The 17,836-nt window shown below is 48.8% G+C and carries 15 protein-coding genes; 1 reads left to right on the forward strand and 14 read right to left on the reverse strand.

Going from position 1 to position 17,836, the window contains the following annotated elements; translation table 11 throughout:
- From VMT62_00615 to VMT62_00645, 7 genes are all read right to left on the reverse strand, one after another.
- Nucleotides 1–979 (reverse strand): hypothetical protein (locus VMT62_00615; GenBank protein ID HVN94908.1); only part of this gene is annotated, 979 nt, incomplete at its 3' end.
- A gap of 133 nt (nucleotides 980–1,112) precedes the next feature.
- Nucleotides 1,113–1,805, reverse strand: coding sequence for a hypothetical protein (locus tag VMT62_00620; GenBank protein ID HVN94909.1), 693 nt, complete (start codon nucleotides 1,803–1,805; stop codon nucleotides 1,113–1,115).
- 205 nt (nucleotides 1,806–2,010) lie between these two features.
- Nucleotides 2,011–3,390, reverse strand: a complete 1,380-nt coding sequence (locus tag VMT62_00625) for a nucleotide sugar dehydrogenase (protein ID HVN94910.1) — start codon at nucleotides 3,388–3,390, stop codon at nucleotides 2,011–2,013.
- 158 nt (nucleotides 3,391–3,548) lie between these two features.
- Nucleotides 3,549–4,619, reverse strand: a complete 1,071-nt coding sequence (locus tag VMT62_00630) for a polysaccharide deacetylase family protein (protein ID HVN94911.1) — start codon at nucleotides 4,617–4,619, stop codon at nucleotides 3,549–3,551.
- Complete coding sequence (locus VMT62_00635) at nucleotides 4,616–5,779, reverse strand: GNAT family N-acetyltransferase (protein HVN94912.1); 1,164 nt, start codon at nucleotides 5,777–5,779, stop codon at nucleotides 4,616–4,618. The genes VMT62_00630 and VMT62_00635 overlap by 4 nt, the downstream gene beginning before the upstream one ends.
- Before the next feature lies 1 nt (nucleotide 5,780).
- Complete coding sequence (locus VMT62_00640) at nucleotides 5,781–7,082, reverse strand: glycosyltransferase (GenBank protein ID HVN94913.1); 1,302 nt, start codon at nucleotides 7,080–7,082, stop codon at nucleotides 5,781–5,783.
- Complete coding sequence (locus tag VMT62_00645) at nucleotides 6,989–7,960, reverse strand: SDR family NAD(P)-dependent oxidoreductase (GenBank protein HVN94914.1); 972 nt, start codon at nucleotides 7,958–7,960, stop codon at nucleotides 6,989–6,991. The genes VMT62_00640 and VMT62_00645 overlap by 94 nt, the downstream gene beginning before the upstream one ends.
- 122 nt (nucleotides 7,961–8,082) lie before the next feature.
- On the opposite strand from VMT62_00645, the gene VMT62_00650 reads away from it, so the two are divergent.
- The gene (locus VMT62_00650) at nucleotides 8,083–8,985 is read left to right on the forward strand and encodes an FkbM family methyltransferase (GenBank protein ID HVN94915.1); all 903 of its coding nucleotides are present in this window, start codon (nucleotides 8,083–8,085) and stop codon (nucleotides 8,983–8,985) included.
- Between the two features lie 90 nt (nucleotides 8,986–9,075).
- Here VMT62_00650 and VMT62_00655 read toward each other — a convergent pair whose 3' ends face one another.
- The 7 genes from VMT62_00655 to VMT62_00685 form a co-directional block, all read right to left on the reverse strand.
- Nucleotides 9,076–10,623 (reverse strand): chondroitinase-B domain-containing protein, encoded by a 1,548-nt coding sequence (locus VMT62_00655; protein HVN94916.1) that lies wholly within the window; start codon nucleotides 10,621–10,623, stop codon nucleotides 9,076–9,078.
- A 216-nt stretch (nucleotides 10,624–10,839) separates the two neighbouring features.
- Nucleotides 10,840–11,961 (reverse strand): glycosyltransferase family 4 protein, encoded by a 1,122-nt coding sequence (locus VMT62_00660; protein ID HVN94917.1) that lies wholly within the window; start codon nucleotides 11,959–11,961, stop codon nucleotides 10,840–10,842.
- A gap of 57 nt (nucleotides 11,962–12,018) precedes the next feature.
- Nucleotides 12,019–13,209: a glycosyltransferase gene (locus VMT62_00665; GenBank protein ID HVN94918.1), complete on the reverse strand. Its 1,191-nt coding sequence runs from the start codon at nucleotides 13,207–13,209 to the stop codon at nucleotides 12,019–12,021.
- A complete protein-coding gene (locus tag VMT62_00670; GenBank protein ID HVN94919.1) occupies nucleotides 13,206–14,390 on the reverse strand; it encodes a glycosyltransferase family 4 protein in 1,185 nt (394 codons plus the stop codon). The genes VMT62_00665 and VMT62_00670 overlap by 4 nt, the downstream gene beginning before the upstream one ends.
- A gap of 26 nt (nucleotides 14,391–14,416) precedes the next feature.
- Nucleotides 14,417–15,610 carry a hypothetical protein gene (locus VMT62_00675; protein HVN94920.1) on the reverse strand — a complete coding sequence of 398 codons (1,194 nt, stop codon included), beginning with the start codon at nucleotides 15,608–15,610 and terminating at the stop codon, nucleotides 14,417–14,419.
- Entirely contained in the window at nucleotides 15,610–16,803 is a 1,194-nt protein-coding gene (locus tag VMT62_00680; protein ID HVN94921.1) for a glycosyltransferase family 4 protein, read from the reverse strand. The genes VMT62_00675 and VMT62_00680 overlap by 1 nt, the downstream gene beginning before the upstream one ends.
- Nucleotides 16,788–17,836: asparagine synthase C-terminal domain-containing protein (locus VMT62_00685; GenBank protein ID HVN94922.1), on the reverse strand; the 1,049-nt coding region annotated here is incomplete at its 5' end. The genes VMT62_00685 and VMT62_00680, both read right to left, overlap by 16 nt.

Consider the following 17,836-nt stretch of genomic DNA (forward strand, 5'->3'; position numbering starts at 1 on the left):
CCGCAATGTTTCCGTCCTTAGCCTGCAGTAATCGGGAAAGCAAGTACGAAACTAGAAAGCTGACCACGATGAAAGTTATTATCAAATGATCTCCTGAGATGAGACCTAGGTTAAAGATGTATGCGATGAAGGGCAACATGAACCATACCATCAAAAAGAAGATCTTTTTGTCGTGGCGATACAAATAGAATGCCCCCACGGCGGCAAAAGCAATGCAGACGTTAAACGGCTTCAGATAAACCACGAGTAGCTGATAGATAAGGGTGATGACGCCCTCCCTAACGGTAAGGTTGGAGAAGAACACCCTCGGGGAATATGTGGCCCATTTCATGATGGCTACGACCTGATGAAAAGCAAGAAGAAAGACGAGAAAGAGCGAACAAAACGCGGGAATCGCAAACCAGGCGACATCTTTCTTTGTGAGTCCTCTATAATGCGCGATATAGAGTAGCGGTGGGAATACAAGACACGATGTGGGCGTAATGGACATGGCGATGAGAAAAAAGATACTCGCCATGAATGGCCTTCGCTTGAGCATTGCTATTGTGGCCAGTAATATAATAGCCAGCTGAGGTACGTAGACCTCTCCATGCTCGGCGAAGAGCCAAAACGTGCCGGAAAACAAAAGAACCAGCCCCGCCAGCAAGCCCTGGATGCGGTCTCCCGTCAACTCAAGCGTGAAAAGGTATATACAGGCCACGGATAGGCTTCCGAAGAGAACCGACATATAGCCAAGCGTTTGGAGGGCGTTAACCCCAATCTTTTGGAGAAAGCTGTGCAAAAGAAAGCCGACAACGAAATATCCGAAATGAATTACGGGGCCGGCGAAGGTTGAGATGCTGTTCGCGTAGGCGTAAGTGTCACCATCGTCAGGGGTTTTGATCCGGAAGACCATGAGGACGATGAAGGCGAACAGAAATAGGGCGGACAGGTGGATATGCTCGCCGGTTATTTTCGTTGTACGAGAACTGAACGCCATAAGATCAGGAGGTGTTAAGATTATCCGGTTTGCCGGATCGTTTATGTGGCACTACAGGGTGAGAAACGAGAGACCCAGTAAAACGAGGGTATCAGATTTCCGGTTTAAAAAGCGGGATCGGATTACTCAAGTGTTAAAGATTACCCCATCTTTTTCTGATGGCTATTATTCCAGCGATACCTGGAGCAAAAAGCAACAAAACACTTGGAATAGGCGCCGGAACGCCAAGCCCGCCAACATCGCCGTCATGCACGGCGAGTGCGATGAGTGTTGTGCTGTCCGGGCCAGCCTCCTGACGGCCGCCATCGAAGCGGAAGAACCAGGCGTAGGTCGGATCCTGGTCAAACGGGGTGCCGCTCCAGTAACTGCCCCAGTATAACTGGCTGAAATAACCGGTATTCGTGAGTCCCCAGCCGGGCTGTGGATATGACCCGTCAGGCGCGTAATACCCCTTATTGCCCAATTCTACATAGTAGAGATAGGCCATCTCACTGTTCGGACTGCTGATATTATAACCGAAATCGGTGGAACCATTGGCGCTGAAAGTATAGTTATACGTGGAGCCATTGACGGGCAGGGCATGGGGAAGCCGCCAGCCAGTTACACCTCCGGCATTGAGCCCAGAGGCCCAGGCCATTGCGTCGGACCACGTTGCAAGCGTTCCGGAAGAAGGACCGAAATAGGTATAGTCAAGCCAGGTGATGTTGAGGTTTGGGTCATAAATCAGCCCGTTGCCGTTGTTTACAAGTGGCAGGACATCGGCGCGTACAAAACAAGGCAAGCTTGCAAAGAGAAGAATCACCGCGAACACAACGAACCTTTTCATACTTTCTCCTTGAAGAACCAAATTCTTGGCGATACGTCTTTCTCGCCCCAATCCGTCAATAGTGTAATACCTCGTCCTACTCATGTCAAGGTTTTATTTATGAATATACCTCAAAAGTGTGACGAATATCACACTCAAGCTCTGTTATACCAATATAACATTGAAGACATCTTTCACGCGAATCTCATGACCGGTGATGCGTGCTCTAGAAATGCGTCAGAGGCGTTTTTCCTATAGGAAAGACGTTAAAACCGATCGTATGCAATCGCCTGGCGTCCAGGATATTACGCCCGTCAAATACAAAAGCCGGTTTGATCATGGATTTGTAAATTGTCCCGTAATCGAGTGCTTTGTAGAGGCTCCACTCCGTCATGATGGCGATGGCATCGCAACCCAGGGCGGCCTTGTACGGATCTTCCTCATATACGATGCTTCCAAGACCCGCAAGATCGATCGCGGCATTGGGCAAAGCCTTGGGATCGGTGATCACGAGTTCCGCTTTCTCCTCCACAAGCCTTTTCGCGATGTACAGGGCCGGCGTCTCCCGTGTGTCGCCGGTATCGGCCTTGAATGCGAAGCCAAAAAGGCATATCCTTTTGCCGGCCAGCGTATTGAACATGGAATTGAGCATGTTCAATATGAAGCGCTCTTTTTGATATTCATTAATTCTTACAACACTTTCCCAGTAATCTGCCACTTCGTCAAGGCCGTAGGTCTTACAAAGGTAAGCCAGGTTTAATATATCTTTCTTAAAACAGGAACCGCCGAAACCGATGCTCGCATTGAGGAATTTACTTCCGAGCCGGCTATCCAGTCCAATAGCCTTTGAGACCTCTCCGATATCAGCCTCGGTCTTCTCACAGAGAGCGGAAATAGCATTTATCGACGATATCCTTTGAGCGAGAAATGCGTTGGCTACGAGCTTTGAAAGCTCGCTGCTCCAGACATTGCTCTCTATGATGCGGTCCTTGGGCACCCAGTTCTTATAGACCTCAACAAGCTCGCTTCTCGCCTTTATACCGGTTTCCGTTTCGTGCGATCCGATGAGCACGCGGTCAGGAAATTCGAGGTCCTTTATGGCTGTGCCTTCTGCAAGAAACTCAGGGTTAGAGAGCACCTCAAAATGAATATCGTTTCCCTTGGACGTGAGAATACGCTCCATGGCGAGAGCGGTCTTGACCGGGATAGTGCATTTTTCCACCACAATTTTGGGAGAGTCGGCCGCCTCCCTGATTTGTCTTGCCGTTTTTTCCCAGTACTGAAGATCAGCCGCCATGCCGGCGCCTGCTCCAAAAGTTTTTGTAGGCGTATTGACGGCCACAAAAATGAGCTCGGACTCCCTGATACCTTTTTCGATGTCCGTATCAAAGAAGAGGTTCTTCCCGCGCGTGGCCTGGACGATCTCGTCAAGACCGGGTTCATATACGGGAAGTTCGTTTGATTTCCACTGCTTTATCCTTTCCTGGTTGATATCGACTACCGTCACGCGATACTGGGGACATTTGTAAGCAATCATTGCCATGGTGGGTCCACCCACATATCCCGCTCCGATACAAAGAATGTGTTTCCTAAACGTTTCTGCCATTGCCTCTTCCTTTCTTCATGTTGTATGAGGATAAATTGCCTTTGCTACGCCTTACAGACCGAAGCCTTGTAAGCAGGCCCGATCTTCATTACATATTCAGTTTATCAAATGACGGGCCACTTTGCCACATAGTTGACGTCAACTGACACAAAAAGGAGCTATCTATACCCCTTTTCCCTACGCGCCCAGTTCTTAGCGGTTCTCATAAGGTCGTGAAAGCCTGACATCTTGAGCGCGAAACCGTTGAAAGAGTCGCCTCTCTCAAAACAATATCTGGGCATTTCATACTCGTCGTATGCGTATCCGGTAAACTCCACCGTAGTAAATGCCAACGTGTAGCCGGCCTCTTTGACCATGGTCTTTACTGATTCATCATAATCGGATATGCTCCCATTCGGATAGGCGAAGAAGCGCACTTCTTCGCCTAACTGCTGTTCTATCTGCAATTTCGGGATCTCAATCTCGTATCTTGTCTTTTCGGGCGGTATCCTTGTGAGAATGGGGTGCGACACGGTGTGGGCGCCAAATGAGACGAGCCTCGATTCATACATTTCCTTAATTTCACTCCATGAAAGCATTCGGATTGTTTCGTGGATATCCCGCAGATCTGTGTTCAAAATTGCCTGCAACTGTTCTATTGCCTGTAACCTGTCCTTGTGGAACATTTTCTTGAGTTGCGCATTAATGTCCCTGAATGTGGCTAGCCTCTCATTTTCGTTTCTCAAAAAGTAGGTCTTGTTGAAAAGGGCAGGGTGGGTGAAACTGTCGATTTTGGTCTTGCCGAACATGTAAATGAGTTGGTCCTGGGAAAGAACGGTATGATTTTCCACGCAGCCGGTTGTGAGAAAGATCGTTGCAGGGATCGAATATTTCTTCAATAAGGGGTAAACATTGGTATAAAGATTGCGATGACCGTCGTCGAAGGTAAGCGATAGTGAGGGGAAAGAGGGTTTTCGTCTTTCACGAAACAATGACACGTATTCATCAAGGGTCACAAATACATAATGTTTCTTGAGGTAGCTTATACGCGTTTCCAATTCCTCCACGGAAAAATGGCCGAGCATCTGTAGAAATTCTGCCAATCCGTCAGACCTGGCGACCACCTGATGCGAATAGAGCACACGGGTGGGTAACGGGTAGGTGGTGCGATACAGACTACTAATTATCGGTATGAGCCCTGCGGCAGATATCATGGCGCCCGTAGCCTGCTTGATGTTACGCAACATCATTCGTATTCTCGATTCATCAACCGGTGATATATTTTCTCGACCATAGCCTTTGGAAAGAGAGATTTCAAGGTCTTTCGAGTTTTCCTCTCCAGCGTTGCCCACCGTGCTTTTGCCCGGGAGCGCCAGATCACGGTGTCCACACTGAGGTGTTCCTTCTTAGTCCAGATATACTTGTATTCTTCAGTTCCACGCAAGAAATCAAATTCCTTTGCGCCTTTTTGTGTACAGTCCTCAAGGGCAAGCAGCTGGAGAACGCTCCCCACGCGAAAGTTCGACCAACGAGGGTCGAATCCGATAGAATGATTGTACACGACGCCATTGTAAAAGAAGCTATAATGCCCTGCCGCCGGTGTACCGTCCACGAGGAGCCTCAAGAGGTACAGCCAGCCGTTATCGAAGAACCGCTGGATTATGGTATTGTGAAACCTGAGATAGCCCTCTCTGTACCGGGCAAAGCTGCCAGGGCCTCCTTTTTGTTCCCAGCGCTTTTGGTGAAGCTCAATAATGGTCGCGAAATCATTCTCAACACTCTTCTTGTCCATGGTTTCGCACATCTTAACCGTTCTGCCCTTTTCGAGCTTTTTCAGGTGGTTCCTGAACTTGTAGCGGGAAGTCTGGCTCAAAGTTTTCATGAAGTCATCCAAACTCCCATTGAGTTCAATATAGGGCGATACGTTTGATTGATATTCCCAAAATGGGACATGTGCCGCATCGCAATAGACACGCACCTCTTCAAGATTTACGCTTTCCTTCCGCACGGAAGTAAGATTTATCACGTCCCATTTCCTGACATTGTCGAAAAGAAATTCGAGGAAATAAGAAACAATCTCCCGCTCGCGACCCCTGCGAATGATAAAATCCTGATACTCGGTAATAACACCGGCAGAACCGATGAACTCGAGATGTCTTAAGGACCTTAGACCGAAGAATCTTCCCCGTGTTATATAGAGGGGCGCTATGCCCACCAGAGCGCCTTGATCTTCCGCTACGACAATACATGGTGTTTTACCGTCTCCGAAACATTCCCACCAGGTATACATCCATTCCCAGGTAAGAAACGGCGTGTCGGATGAGGAATTCTTCAGGAGTTCATTCCATGATTCCCTCATGGCTTTCATCTCGTGAGGGTCACTAACGATACGAAGGGTGGGATTATCCATTTTATGGGGCCTTTGAAAACGAGAGAGTCTCAAGCATAATATGCTCTATGGATTTGATGTTCTTGGTGATGTCAAAAAGTTCACAGGCCCTTAATCGGGAGTTCGCGCCCATCTTCATGCGCAACTGGCGGTCCCTAAGGAGGCTCAGTATGCCATCCGCAATCTTCCCCCTATGGCCTATGGGCACAACGAAACCGTTAAAGCCGTGTTGTGTGGTATCCGAAAGCCCCCAATTATCGGTTATGACCACGGGTTTGGCGCTGGCCAACGCCTCAAGGGTTGCGATGCCCATGCCTTCCCGCCAGGTGTTGGGGCAATGAACAAAGATATCGATCTCCTTTAGGATCTCGGAGGTGTCCTTGCGCCAGCCGGTGAAGATCACTTTACCCTCCAACCCGGATGACTTCACCTGATTGAGGAGGTTACTCATGATGGATTTGTCTTCATCGCCCACTATTAAGAAGACCGCATCAGGAAATTCCCTTAACACGATGGATGCAGCCCCAATCACGTCTTCATGTCCCTTACCTTCATCTATCCGGGAAATCAATCCGATGAGCTGTATGCCGGGCGCTATACCGAATTCATCGTGTAGTGCCTGAGTCTTTTGTCCGGGTTTGAATGCTTCCACATCCACCCCTTCAAAAATTACAACCATCTTCTTGTAGGGGAATCCGGATTCAGTGTGAAAATTGTATTCGGCGTGGGAAGAGGCAATGAAAACTTTCGGAAAAGAAGAAAGCATCTTCCACATTCTCTTTCCCGGGTTATGAACTCCCACACCTCCCTTACGCACAACGCAAGGAACTCGGGCGATGGCCGCCGCAAGAATCGCAGGCATATGGTAGATCACGTCCTGGTTCAACAGAACCAGATCAATTTTTCCCTTCTTTATCATCGCGATCAGTCGCAGAACAGGAATAAAATTTTGTTTGAGGATTGCAAAAATGATTTGAATATGTTTGATAAATGGAAATGTGCTGTGCCGTGGTTGTGTGTATCTTTCCTCGCTTGAGAGAAACTCCACCTCGGCATCTGATTCTTGAATTTTGCGAATAAAAGGTCCTGCGCCCCTCTTATAAAACAACACAGTGGGATGGAATGTATGCCTGTCCAGGTGGCTGAGAAAAGAATACAGATAAGACGCCGAACCTCCATACCCCATACCTGATTCACAAATAAGAAGATTGACCATAGAAGAGAGTCTGACTACAAACGAATGTCTTTCACCCAATGCTTGTTGGCGAAATACCAGTCCATTGTTGCCTTGAGTCCGTCCTTGAGGGCGACCCCGGGCTCCCATTCCAGGAGTGTTCTCGCTTTACTGATATCGGCCCAGGTCTCCTTTATATCGGTTTTGTTAAAAGGTTTATGGTCTATCGCGGCTATTTTGCCGAGACCGCTTTGAATTTCGCCAATCACATGATTGAGTGAGATCGGATTTTGCCCTCCACCGAGGTTTATGATTTCGTATCCGAGCGGTTTGAGTGCCTTTATGGTGCCACTGGCGATGTCATCGACGAAGGTGAAATCTCTCGCTTGTGTCCCATCCCCGAAGAGCTCGATGGGCGTGCCTTCGTCTATCCACTTGATAAACCGGAATATGCTCATGTCAGGTCTGCCCGCGGGTCCGTAGACGGTAAAATAGCGCAATACCGAAACATCCATCCCGAAGAGATAGTGATATGTATAAGCCATCACCTCCGCGGCCTTCTTTGTCGCCGCATATGGAGAGATGGGGGCATTGACCGGCAGGTCTTCCTTGAATGGCATGGGTTGACCTGCGTAGAGTGAGGAAGTTGAGGCGAGCACCATCTTTTGGACCCCGAATTTCCTCATCATCTCCAGGATGTTGAGGGTGCCCTGTGCATTAGTCGCCATATACACATGCGGGTTCTCCATACTGTATCTTACACCCGCCCTGGCTGCGAGATTAATGACCGCGTCAAAGCGATAAGTAGCAAAGAGAGACTCCAGAGAATTGCGGTCTTCGATATCCGTCAATGACCAGACAAAATTATCAAATCGGGCCAGACCATGAAGTCTGTGTTCTTTTAACCGCACGTCGTAGTAATCGTTCATATTGTCGATACCGACTACAGAGCTACCGTTTTCCAGCAGGAGCTGGCACGTTCGGGCGCCTATAAAACCTGCCGCCCCTGTCACAAGAAAGAACCGCATCCGAGCCCTCCTTTATACTTACGTGCGTACCCGTTCATAATTCGATCATCTTTCGTGTCTGCCGAGGAAACCGTCTCTGTGTATCAGCTGGTTTGTTTTGAACCATACCATTCGGATGTGCTATGCTCAAGAAACGTCACGCTGGGTCTAAGATGGATTTCAAGTCGCCTGCAAAGAAAATACTTCTTCAGAAGCACATTAACTTCCTGGTTATACACGGATTGCGACTTTTGTGCAGATTTCGCTATCATACCATACTAACGAACATAATCGAGAGAGTGCCCGTTTCGGCAGATGAAGTTACATCGATTACGATCGACGGCGAAGACATGAGGTATTACGCGAGGGGAGCTATCGGGAGGCAGATCTTCTGGACAAAGAGCTATCCTGACGCGGTCGCAATATCGATCTTCACCCACCTTGCAAGGAAGTCTTCAGTTATCATGGATATCGGGGCTAACATAGGACTCTTCGCCATCTCGGGAGCTAAAGCAAATTTGAATGCTCGCGTCTATGCCTTCGAGCCCATCCCCTCCTTATCGGATGCCATCGAAGCAAATAAGGCCCTGAATGACCTTAGTAATATTTGGGTTATACCTCAAGCGGTGAGTAATACAACCGGAGTATCCAGCCTTTATCTGACCGAAGATGATACCATGGCGTCTCTCAAACAGGGCAGGGGGCTGACAATTGAAGGCGAGCGTCAAGTGAGTACCGTCACGCTTGATGAATTTTGTGAATCCCGTAACATTGAAAAGGTAGATCTCATAAAGATAGACGTTGAGGGCGCCGAGACGTTCGTACTTAAGGGCGGCACTGCTACACTAAATTCCAGCTCCCCTTATGTTATCGTGGAGGTCTTAAATGCCGAGGTGGCCTATTATCTGAACCATTTGCTTGGAAATATGGGATACAGGTTCTTCAACATCACGTTGAGTGGTATAATGCCCGCCGATACTGTCGAGTTTTCCGCCAACCTGGACAACCGAAATTGGCTGTGTGTGAGTAATTGCAGAGAGCTTTAGCAGGTAAATCCAAAATGAACCAATCGGACATGTGTTTATGGGCTTTCTCCTTCTTGAGGAGAAAGCCCATCTTTTCGCTGTAGACTGATCTCAGTTGGGCGCTACTGTCAGAGCCGGGCCTTTGTTGGCGTTGCACTTTCCAGGCGGGCAGGAATTCCCCAGATATTCCCAGATGTATTTTGAGAGCGTCATGTTATCCGCGCAGAAGCCTCTCGTAGGATCGGGACTGGAGGGGGCCCCGTAAGTCCTGAAGAAAGTCCTGATGGTGTCCTCGTAAGGCCAGGGCCACAGACTATTGGTAGTGGTTGTATTATAACCGGTGTCACCCCACATGGAGCCATCGGCACCTATTTTGTACAGAATTGTGGCCCCAATATCGCCGCCGTCCGATGCCTTTCCGCTTAAATTTGAACCGGACTCGATTCTGACGAGATATTTCAGGGCGCCCGCCAGTGGATTGGTGGTAGTGATATCGGCTGCAGAGGAGCCAACATTCGATTTATTGGCAAAGTTTCCGTAGAAGGCGTCATTGGTGGAACTCTTGATGTTAGAGATCGCCGTACCGCTGCCGCCGAGATTGAAAAAGAGCGAGTTGCTTACATCACCATACGATGTGGTATTCGCAGTCATCATATTCCATGCTGCGGAGTAGCTCGATTTTCCGAAAGTATTGTGTCGAATCGTGAAGTCCATGTTTATTGAGTTATCAACGATCATTCCGTTCAGAAAATCGTAAAACACGGTATTTTCCATCAAGAAATTATCACAGCCGTTGCCGACCGAGAAGACCTCGGAGGGGGACGATCCCCATCTGCTGTGCTGAAGGTTCAGTGCGATGGACCCCCTGATACTGGTGTTGGAACTGTGATATTCGACCCCTCCGACCGTATTTACATGTCGGCAATAGAAACCTCCATACACGCCCTCATAGTTCGTATAGTACTGGTCGTTGCTATCGATGGCTATGCAATTCTGGTACTCGACATACTGCGAGGTATAATTTACAAAATTGGAGATGGGCATGCCATTGCCGTTGGCGTTGTCAAGCCTTGCCACGCACCGCCTGAATATTACGTGGTCGGAAGTGAAAGGGATAAAGTTGTAACGGCCTATTCCGGTCACATAGCAGTCTTCAAGGAGAATGTATGACGCGTACTGGATGGCGATGTTGTCCTCAAAACCGCACCGAGTAAATTTGATGTGATGAGCAGTTCGATTGGTGGCTGACGAACCGGTAAGGTTGTGACCAATACCACCAGCTCCGCTACCATTGACATACTGAATACCATCAAACTGGACATAGGACATGGTGAACGTGCCATAACCGTCGAACATGGAGATCGTGTTCTGACCATCGAAAACAGCTTTACCCGGGTTTTCGGCTCGTACCACTGTGTATGCGCTGGAAGACCCGCTTGGTGGCATCAGATTGTAACGTATCTGGTTATTGGTGCCGGTGTATGTACCGTCTCTTATGATCAGGGTGTCGCCACCAGACATTGCGCTAACTGCACTTTGCAGGTTCTTGTAGGTTTCGTTGGGACCCATGTAGATGGTCTTGCCCTGAGCCACCGAAGTGATCCCTGCAAGAACGAATAATAGTGTCAGGGAGATTAATAAATGCTTGCTTCTTTTCATGTTAGTCCTCCTTGCGACAAAGGGCATCCCCATGAAGCAAGGGCGTGCCCGAATTGCGATTCGGCATTCGGAATCGCACATGAGCCCTTAATTTGGTCCATGTACTTGTCGGCATCATATCGTATTATAAGTCTACCATGATTTGAAGCAAATGACTAAAATCACATTCTCTTTACACATCTTTTGACACTGCCCACCTGTCGCTTGACTTACTTTTTACAAGTCCTCACCATCCTTTCTGATGCAATCGACCATCTGCTCGACACTCCTCGTCCATGAGAATTTCCGGGCCTTCTCAAATCCGTTTTCACCCATCCTTTTTCTCTTGGCCGGGTTACCGAGAAGATCGATGATTTTTTCCGCCAGTTCCCCGGCATTGTTTGGTTCGATTAGATAACCTGTTTCTCCATCGTCGATGATTTCCGGAATACTTTCGATTCTGGTCCCGACACAGGGAAGACCGTTTGCCATGGCTTCCAGAAAAACTATGCCAAAAGGTTCTCTAAGCGAAGGCATCACGAAAATATCGGCGGTTCTGAATTCCTGTGCCGTCAATTCCAAAGAGAGCTTCCCCTTAACGATTATATTGGGATCGCTATTCTCTATATGGCAGCCGACGATCGTCAGTTTTGCGTCGGGGATAATATTCTTTACCTTCGAGAAGGCCTCGAGCAGCACAGGACCTCCCTTTCGTTTGAAATCAATCCCGACAAAGAGTACCTTTTTTCCTTGAGGCGACATCCTCTGTTCTTTGGCAACCGGTACGTTAATGCCGGGATATACGGTCTCTATCCTGCTCTCCTCCATTTCATAATCGCTAATCAGGCTATTTTTGATATAATTGCTCATGGTAAATATTGTTGTTGCCCGATGGTAGCAGGCTTTTTCCAGATCAATCCATTTTGATGAGGCCAATGACGCGGATTCTCCAAGATCATTCCTTGCCGCTTTTTCGGTCAACAAATGTGTGTGGTCGGTGTAGATGAAGTAGGGCTTCCTTGTGGGATTCACGGCCCCCGCGAACAGGGTCTGCGTCTGGAATATCACATCAGGATCTTCTCTTTCGATTGTTTTTTGGCAATGGCCGGATAACAACCTGAACACGAACGGAAGGTAATTGATGGCGTCCGCCCATCGTTTCCCGAATATTGTCATGGCCAGAGGCATGAGCAGCATGCCGGTAAGCGTTCTTTTCGGGTTGATCGCATCCGAGACATCGCAATCTATTACCCGAAACCCTTTTTCTCTAAATCCTTCCACTAAATAGCGATTAATTCCCGAAAATGAACCATATCTAAGGAACAGCAACTTGGGCTCTGCGGGCTGTGATCTACTCATGAGACGTGTTGCTCCCCGGTCTAAGACTAATCGTCTTCGATAGCTCGCTTTGCGGTATCATTTGTTTTGGGCTTGTCTGGCTGCTATACAGGACAGTAAAGCGGATTCGATTTTCTTGACGCTCAATTCCCAACTGAAGTCTTTTTCCACCATCTCCTTGGCCTTCAATCCGATCTCATGCATTCGGTCACTATTTCGAATCAGATCCACTATTTCCGACGCCATATCCTGCGAGTTGTCCCTGATGATAATCTGCTCGCCATCCATGGCTTTAATCCCTGCGTTTCCGAAACGAGTGCTCACCACAGGCAGTCCACAGGCCATGGCCTCGAGTATCTTGTTCTGTATCCCGGCGCCGGAGACCATTGGAGCTACGAAGACTTTACTCCGATTGAGGATCTTGGCCATATCTTCGACAAAACCGGTGACTATCACATTATGATCGTCATGGTATTTGAGTACTCTGTCGGACGGTGTGGTGCCGCAGATGTAGAACTTTATTTCCGGACAGTACTGTTTTATCCCCGGTAGGACCTTTTCACAGAAGAACTCCACGGCCTTCTCGTTTGGATCATATCCCATGTTTCCGGTAAAGATAATATCGATGTCCTTTTTGACCGTTCCCGCATGAAACAGCGACACATCCACCCCATTGGGGACAACAGCAAGGTTTTCGTTCTTCAAGTACTCCTTATCTACCCCCGATGTAATAAAAGTTGCGTCAAATAGCTTCGGGTAATGACTTTCGAAGGCAATCATCTTCTTCCACTCCAGAAAATATGCAGCCTTCTTTACAGGGTTACGCTCGCTCTTGTATCGCCTCTCCGTGCTCAGGCTGAAAGAGTCGATCCAATCCATAGCGGTTGGAATTCCTTTGACCAGTTCTCGGTAATAGGCTAATCTGCCGCACACAAAATAAACCAGATCGTAGCTGTTTTCCGAGACCATTTCGGTTATAATGTCTGTCATTTTTGGTGTATGATAGCAGTAAACGTACGAGGGCCAGGAAGTGAACAGACCGAGGTACGCTTTCACCTTCCAGGCCCTTTCGCTCACTTCCACCGGTTTGATCTTCCGACAGTACTTCCGCATTTCTGCGAGGTCTTGATCGGCGATCTTTTCCTCACTAAAGGCCACAAGATCGATCTCGTGCCTGGCCGACAGATCCCTGATCGGATAGTATGCCCGTATCTTATCCCCTTTCAGAGGCGGGTATGGGAACCGTGATGTGATAAACAGAATTTTCATGCCTCACCTCTAATCTCTGCCCCCGCGAAGTAGTCCAATATTTTTTTCCCATTAATGTACCAATTATGCGTATTGACAATATATTTTCTCGCGTCTTGAGCCATCTTTTCTCTCAAGTCCTCTTGATCCACCAGAATCATCATTTTTCTCGCCAAATCATCCGTGTCGCCTGGTTGGAACAATAGCCCTGTTTCTGCGTCACGGACGATGTCTTCTATGGGTTCCAGGCGAGGAGCTACGACGGCCTTGCCAGCTGCCATGTATTCAGGTATCTTCATGGGCGAACCATATGCGTTGGAGTGCGGCATGACGGCGAGATCAAAGAGAGCGACATACCCGGGTATCTCTTCATAGGGAACGTGTCCCACGAAGACCACCTTTCTTTCAAGTCCATCCCGGCTCACCTTGTCTCGTGTCTCGGCCATAGCCGGGCCGTCACCTACCAGTACGCAGACAATATCGTCTCTGAGTTTTGATATGCGCATAAAGGCGTCGAGTAAGAGATCGATGCCATGCCATTTGTAGAAGAAGCCCACGAATCCGATGATCTTCTTTCCTTCAATACCCATACTCCGCAAGAGCCTGTGATCGGGCTTGGATGGAAAGAATTTGTCCGGGTCGGCGGCATTCGGCACAACAAGGATCTTATTCGGCGTGACACCTGATTTAACCAATCGGGTCTTTAACCACGTTGAGACTACTATGAGGCCGCTCGCTCGCCGGAAAACGAATTTCTCGATGGTTCGGTCCATCAACCGGACCAAAGTAGTTCTCGACCTGACAAGGGGGGTCTCAGTGGTAAAATTGACCTCAAGAAGCAACGGGATCCTGTGAAAAAGAGCAACCAGCGCCCCGGCGCAACACAGGAATGCATATCGCTCGTATATGAGCTCAATCTTCTTGCTTCTCACGCGCCGTGAAAGGGCAAAGAGAGCCCAGGCGTTGTAAACCAGTTCAAAGATCTCAAAAAAGAATTGGGGGATTTTCCGGCTAAATGCCTTCCATGGGCTCGAGGCCCGCGTCCCTCCTCTTTCTTTGGCTTCGTTCTCGGCGATCTTCACCCCCGGAGGGGAGACAATATCAACCTCGTGGCCTTGTTTGGTCCAGGCATTAACAAAACCGAGTATGTGGACCCTTTCTACCCCGCCACCCTGGGTCCGATGATGGTAGAGAATCCTCACGCCTTAATCACCCAAGAAATTCCTGGTTATGATGTCTTGTAATGATATGCTTCAAGCAGATAGTCCCTGAATAACCCCGGATTTCCATCTTTTCCGTGTTCCGCCGCCTTTATGATATTGTACAGCTCTCTGGCCGTTACGTAATGGAGCGCATACTTGAGGCCGTCATTATATTTTTCATTCAAATAACGGTGCATTTCCCTGATTGGGTTTCCGAGCAAGACATCATGATGTTCTGTCGGTGCCCCATGAGTAAAAACTTTAACGACAATCCAGTTCTCCCTTCCGGCAACATGAATGCCCGTGCTGATCCAGGCGTCCACTCGTTCCGTGACGGGGAGGTTATTGGCTGAGATTTCTCCATCCTCGATGCCAACAATAGGAATGCCCTTTCTCTTCTTCCAGCGAAAACCGAGCGGGCCTTGTATCATCATCAGGTCGCCGTCTCCGGAAGAGCCTACCCGAACCTCCACCCCCCTATCGTACGATTTGGCCTGAGTCGGGTTGTCCTTTGCGTAGTATATAGTATTCACCGTTCTCGGTTGAGATTCGACCATATAAGAGGGAAAGGTGAAATCGGCGTAGCAGCCCGTCTGCCTCAAAATCGTTATTTCATCGTTAACGCCGCAGTACTGCGGCCTGCTGTTATCGAGAGCCCAGTCGCCGTGGATAAATGCGTACCTTCTCTGCGGAAGGCCATCCACCCTGGTCACAAAAATCCCATACTGAGAATAGAGGTCGATGCATGCTTGAATCTTATTTTTGAGCGTCTCAGAATTATCGGGGAATGGTTCCATTCGGCTATGGTGCATGTGCATTTCTATTTCCCCGTATCCCGTTAAGCAGAGTGAGAGCAGCCTGACAATGTGTTCCTTATTGAAATAGTGGGGCGGATAGAACCAGGTATGCCGCGGATGAAATCCATCGGCGTCCCGGAATTGCTGCGCGAAAACCGGATACTTGGAGCACCACCCGTCTAAACGCTCCTGCTGTAATTCCTTGCTTGCCCCACCCCAGCCGGGCTCAAAATGGTCAACAAAGCAGAAAAGAATATGTGTCAGTGCGACGGGTGTATCGCTTCTTGGTCTTATTCTATCGGCGATCGTTTTTTTGCAGTAGGCCGGCAACCAGATGTCAATCTTTCTTTTGCGGATTGCGCCCCACAGAAAGAGAAAGAGCACGATTACGATAAAGGCTGCAGCTGTTATTACGATCGCCATCAGTTCAGCACCAGCTTGATTTCTTCCACGATCTCTTCAGCGACCGTCTGCCAGGTCCTCTGCCTCATGCTTGCGGCAATCGAATCCCTGTCCCACTCTTTGACAATTGCTTTTTCGAGCGCCGCCGAGAGTGCTTGAGCGTCCTGCTTTGGCGCGAGAAATCCATAATTGTCATTGATGACAATCTCGGGAATTCCACCCACAGCCGAAGCAACAACGGGAGTGCCGCAGGCAAGGCTTTCCATGAGCACATTTGGCCATCCTTCTCGGATACTCGGCAAACAGAACACGTCGGCGGCGTTCATGAGTACGGGAACCTCTTTATGAGAAACTTCTCCACGAAACTCGATCTGCCGCTCCAAACCCGAGACCCTGACCATATCTTGCAGCCTTTGTCTCTCCGGACCTTCTCCGACCAACAGCAAATGGAAGGCAACGCCGTGTTCGTGCAGAAGGGAAACGGCATCGAGCAGGTAGTTTACACCCTTTTCCGGGCTCAATCTCCCGCAATAGAGTATGACCTTCGTGTCTGCCGAAGGAAGATTAAGACTGACAAGACTCCTCGCATGTTCTTTGTCGAGGGGTACAAAGTCGTTGCTAATACCGTTGGGAATGGCGCGAATCTTGTCGGTGAAGGCGCCGAGTCCCGCCATGGTTGATTTCATTGCCTGGCTCACTGCCATGACGCGGCTGCTATTCTTTAGGGTCCACCTGACTGCAGCAGCCCTCAAAGGATTCGCCTCTGCTTCGTTTATATCGCAGCCGAGCCCCCCCACGATTACCGGGATCCCGAGGATCTTTCCGAACCACACGCTTGCATAGCCGTCCGGGTACACCCAATAACTTATGAGCACATCAGGTTTGAAAACATTCTTGATCCGTTTGATCCTGAGAATCAACGAGACGAAGAAGAATAAACCGTATAACGAATGTCCGAATCTGGGAGTCAGAAAGACCCTCGGATGAGATACGCTCAGGCCATCTATGGTTTCTAGTTCCGGCACCCTGGCGACCATCGAATACTTTGGATGTCTTCTAAGAACTCCGGGTACGTATGGAATCGGGGCAACCACCCTTACCTCGCACGAACGAGACAATTCCTTGGCCTGGTGGAAGATATAAATTCCTTTGTTACCTTCCAGACTATTGGGAAAAATGCTGGAGAAGATAAGCACTCTTAGTTTGTCAGACACGGTACCTCACCGTCTTCGAATATCCTGAACCATACTTCCAGAATCAGGAGGTTCCATATGTTCTTGCTCAGGTCATCCGTACTTTCCGAATGTCTGTGAAAGAGCCTTTCCACGTAATCGCCGTTAAAGAGGCCCCTGGATCTGGACCTTTGATCGAGAAGTACTTCTCTGGCAACGTCGTTCAGTTCTCCCCGGAGCCACTGTTTAACAGGGACCGGAAATCCCCGCTTCTTCCTGTATACAATTTTATGGGGGAGCAACTCTTCGGCATATTTCTTGAGAATGAACTTGGACTGACCCATGGTTGCTTTCATTGCAGTCGGTAAAGAAGTGGCGAGCTCGACCATCTCATGGTCCAGGAAGGGAACGCGAAGTTCCAGGGAGGCCGCCATAGTCATCTTGTCCGCTTTGATAAGCAAATCTTCGGGCAACCAGGTCTTTGTGTCAAGGTAGAGCATCTGACTGATGGGATCCTTATGAGAGACCTTACGATAATAGCCGAGTATCCTATCCAACACCTCATCGGTATCCACTTTTTCTCTGAAGCCGGGCGAATAGAGCTTTTCCCTCATGGACTTGGTAAAATAGCTGCCGTTGCCGAGATATCTCTTCTCAAGAGGTGAGGTAAGCCAATCCACATACTTTCCTTCCCGTTTGTTTCCGAGGAAAGCGCTGATCAGCGGTTGAAAGATAGCATTGCGCAGCGTAGCAGGAATCTTCTGGTATTTTCCGATTCCATTCATGATCCTGTATATGGGATATCCGGCAAAGATCTCATCAGCCCCTTCGCCCGACAGCATGACAGTCACATGTTCTTTGGCAAGTTTGGAAAGAAGCATGAGCGGGATTGTAGCGTATTCAGCAATAGGTTCTTCCAGGTGCCACACAACCTGGGACACAATATCCATGAGATTCGAGGGATGGAGGATTAATTCGTGATGATCGGTCTTAAATTGCTCCGCCACAATGCGGGCGTATGCCAGTTCACTCACGTCCGGATTCTTCTCATAGCCCACCGTGAACGTTTTCACGG

The sequence above is a fragment of the Syntrophorhabdaceae bacterium genome (genome assembly GCA_035541755.1).
In the GTDB taxonomy this organism is placed as follows: domain Bacteria; phylum Desulfobacterota; class Syntrophorhabdia; order Syntrophorhabdales; family Syntrophorhabdaceae; genus PNOF01.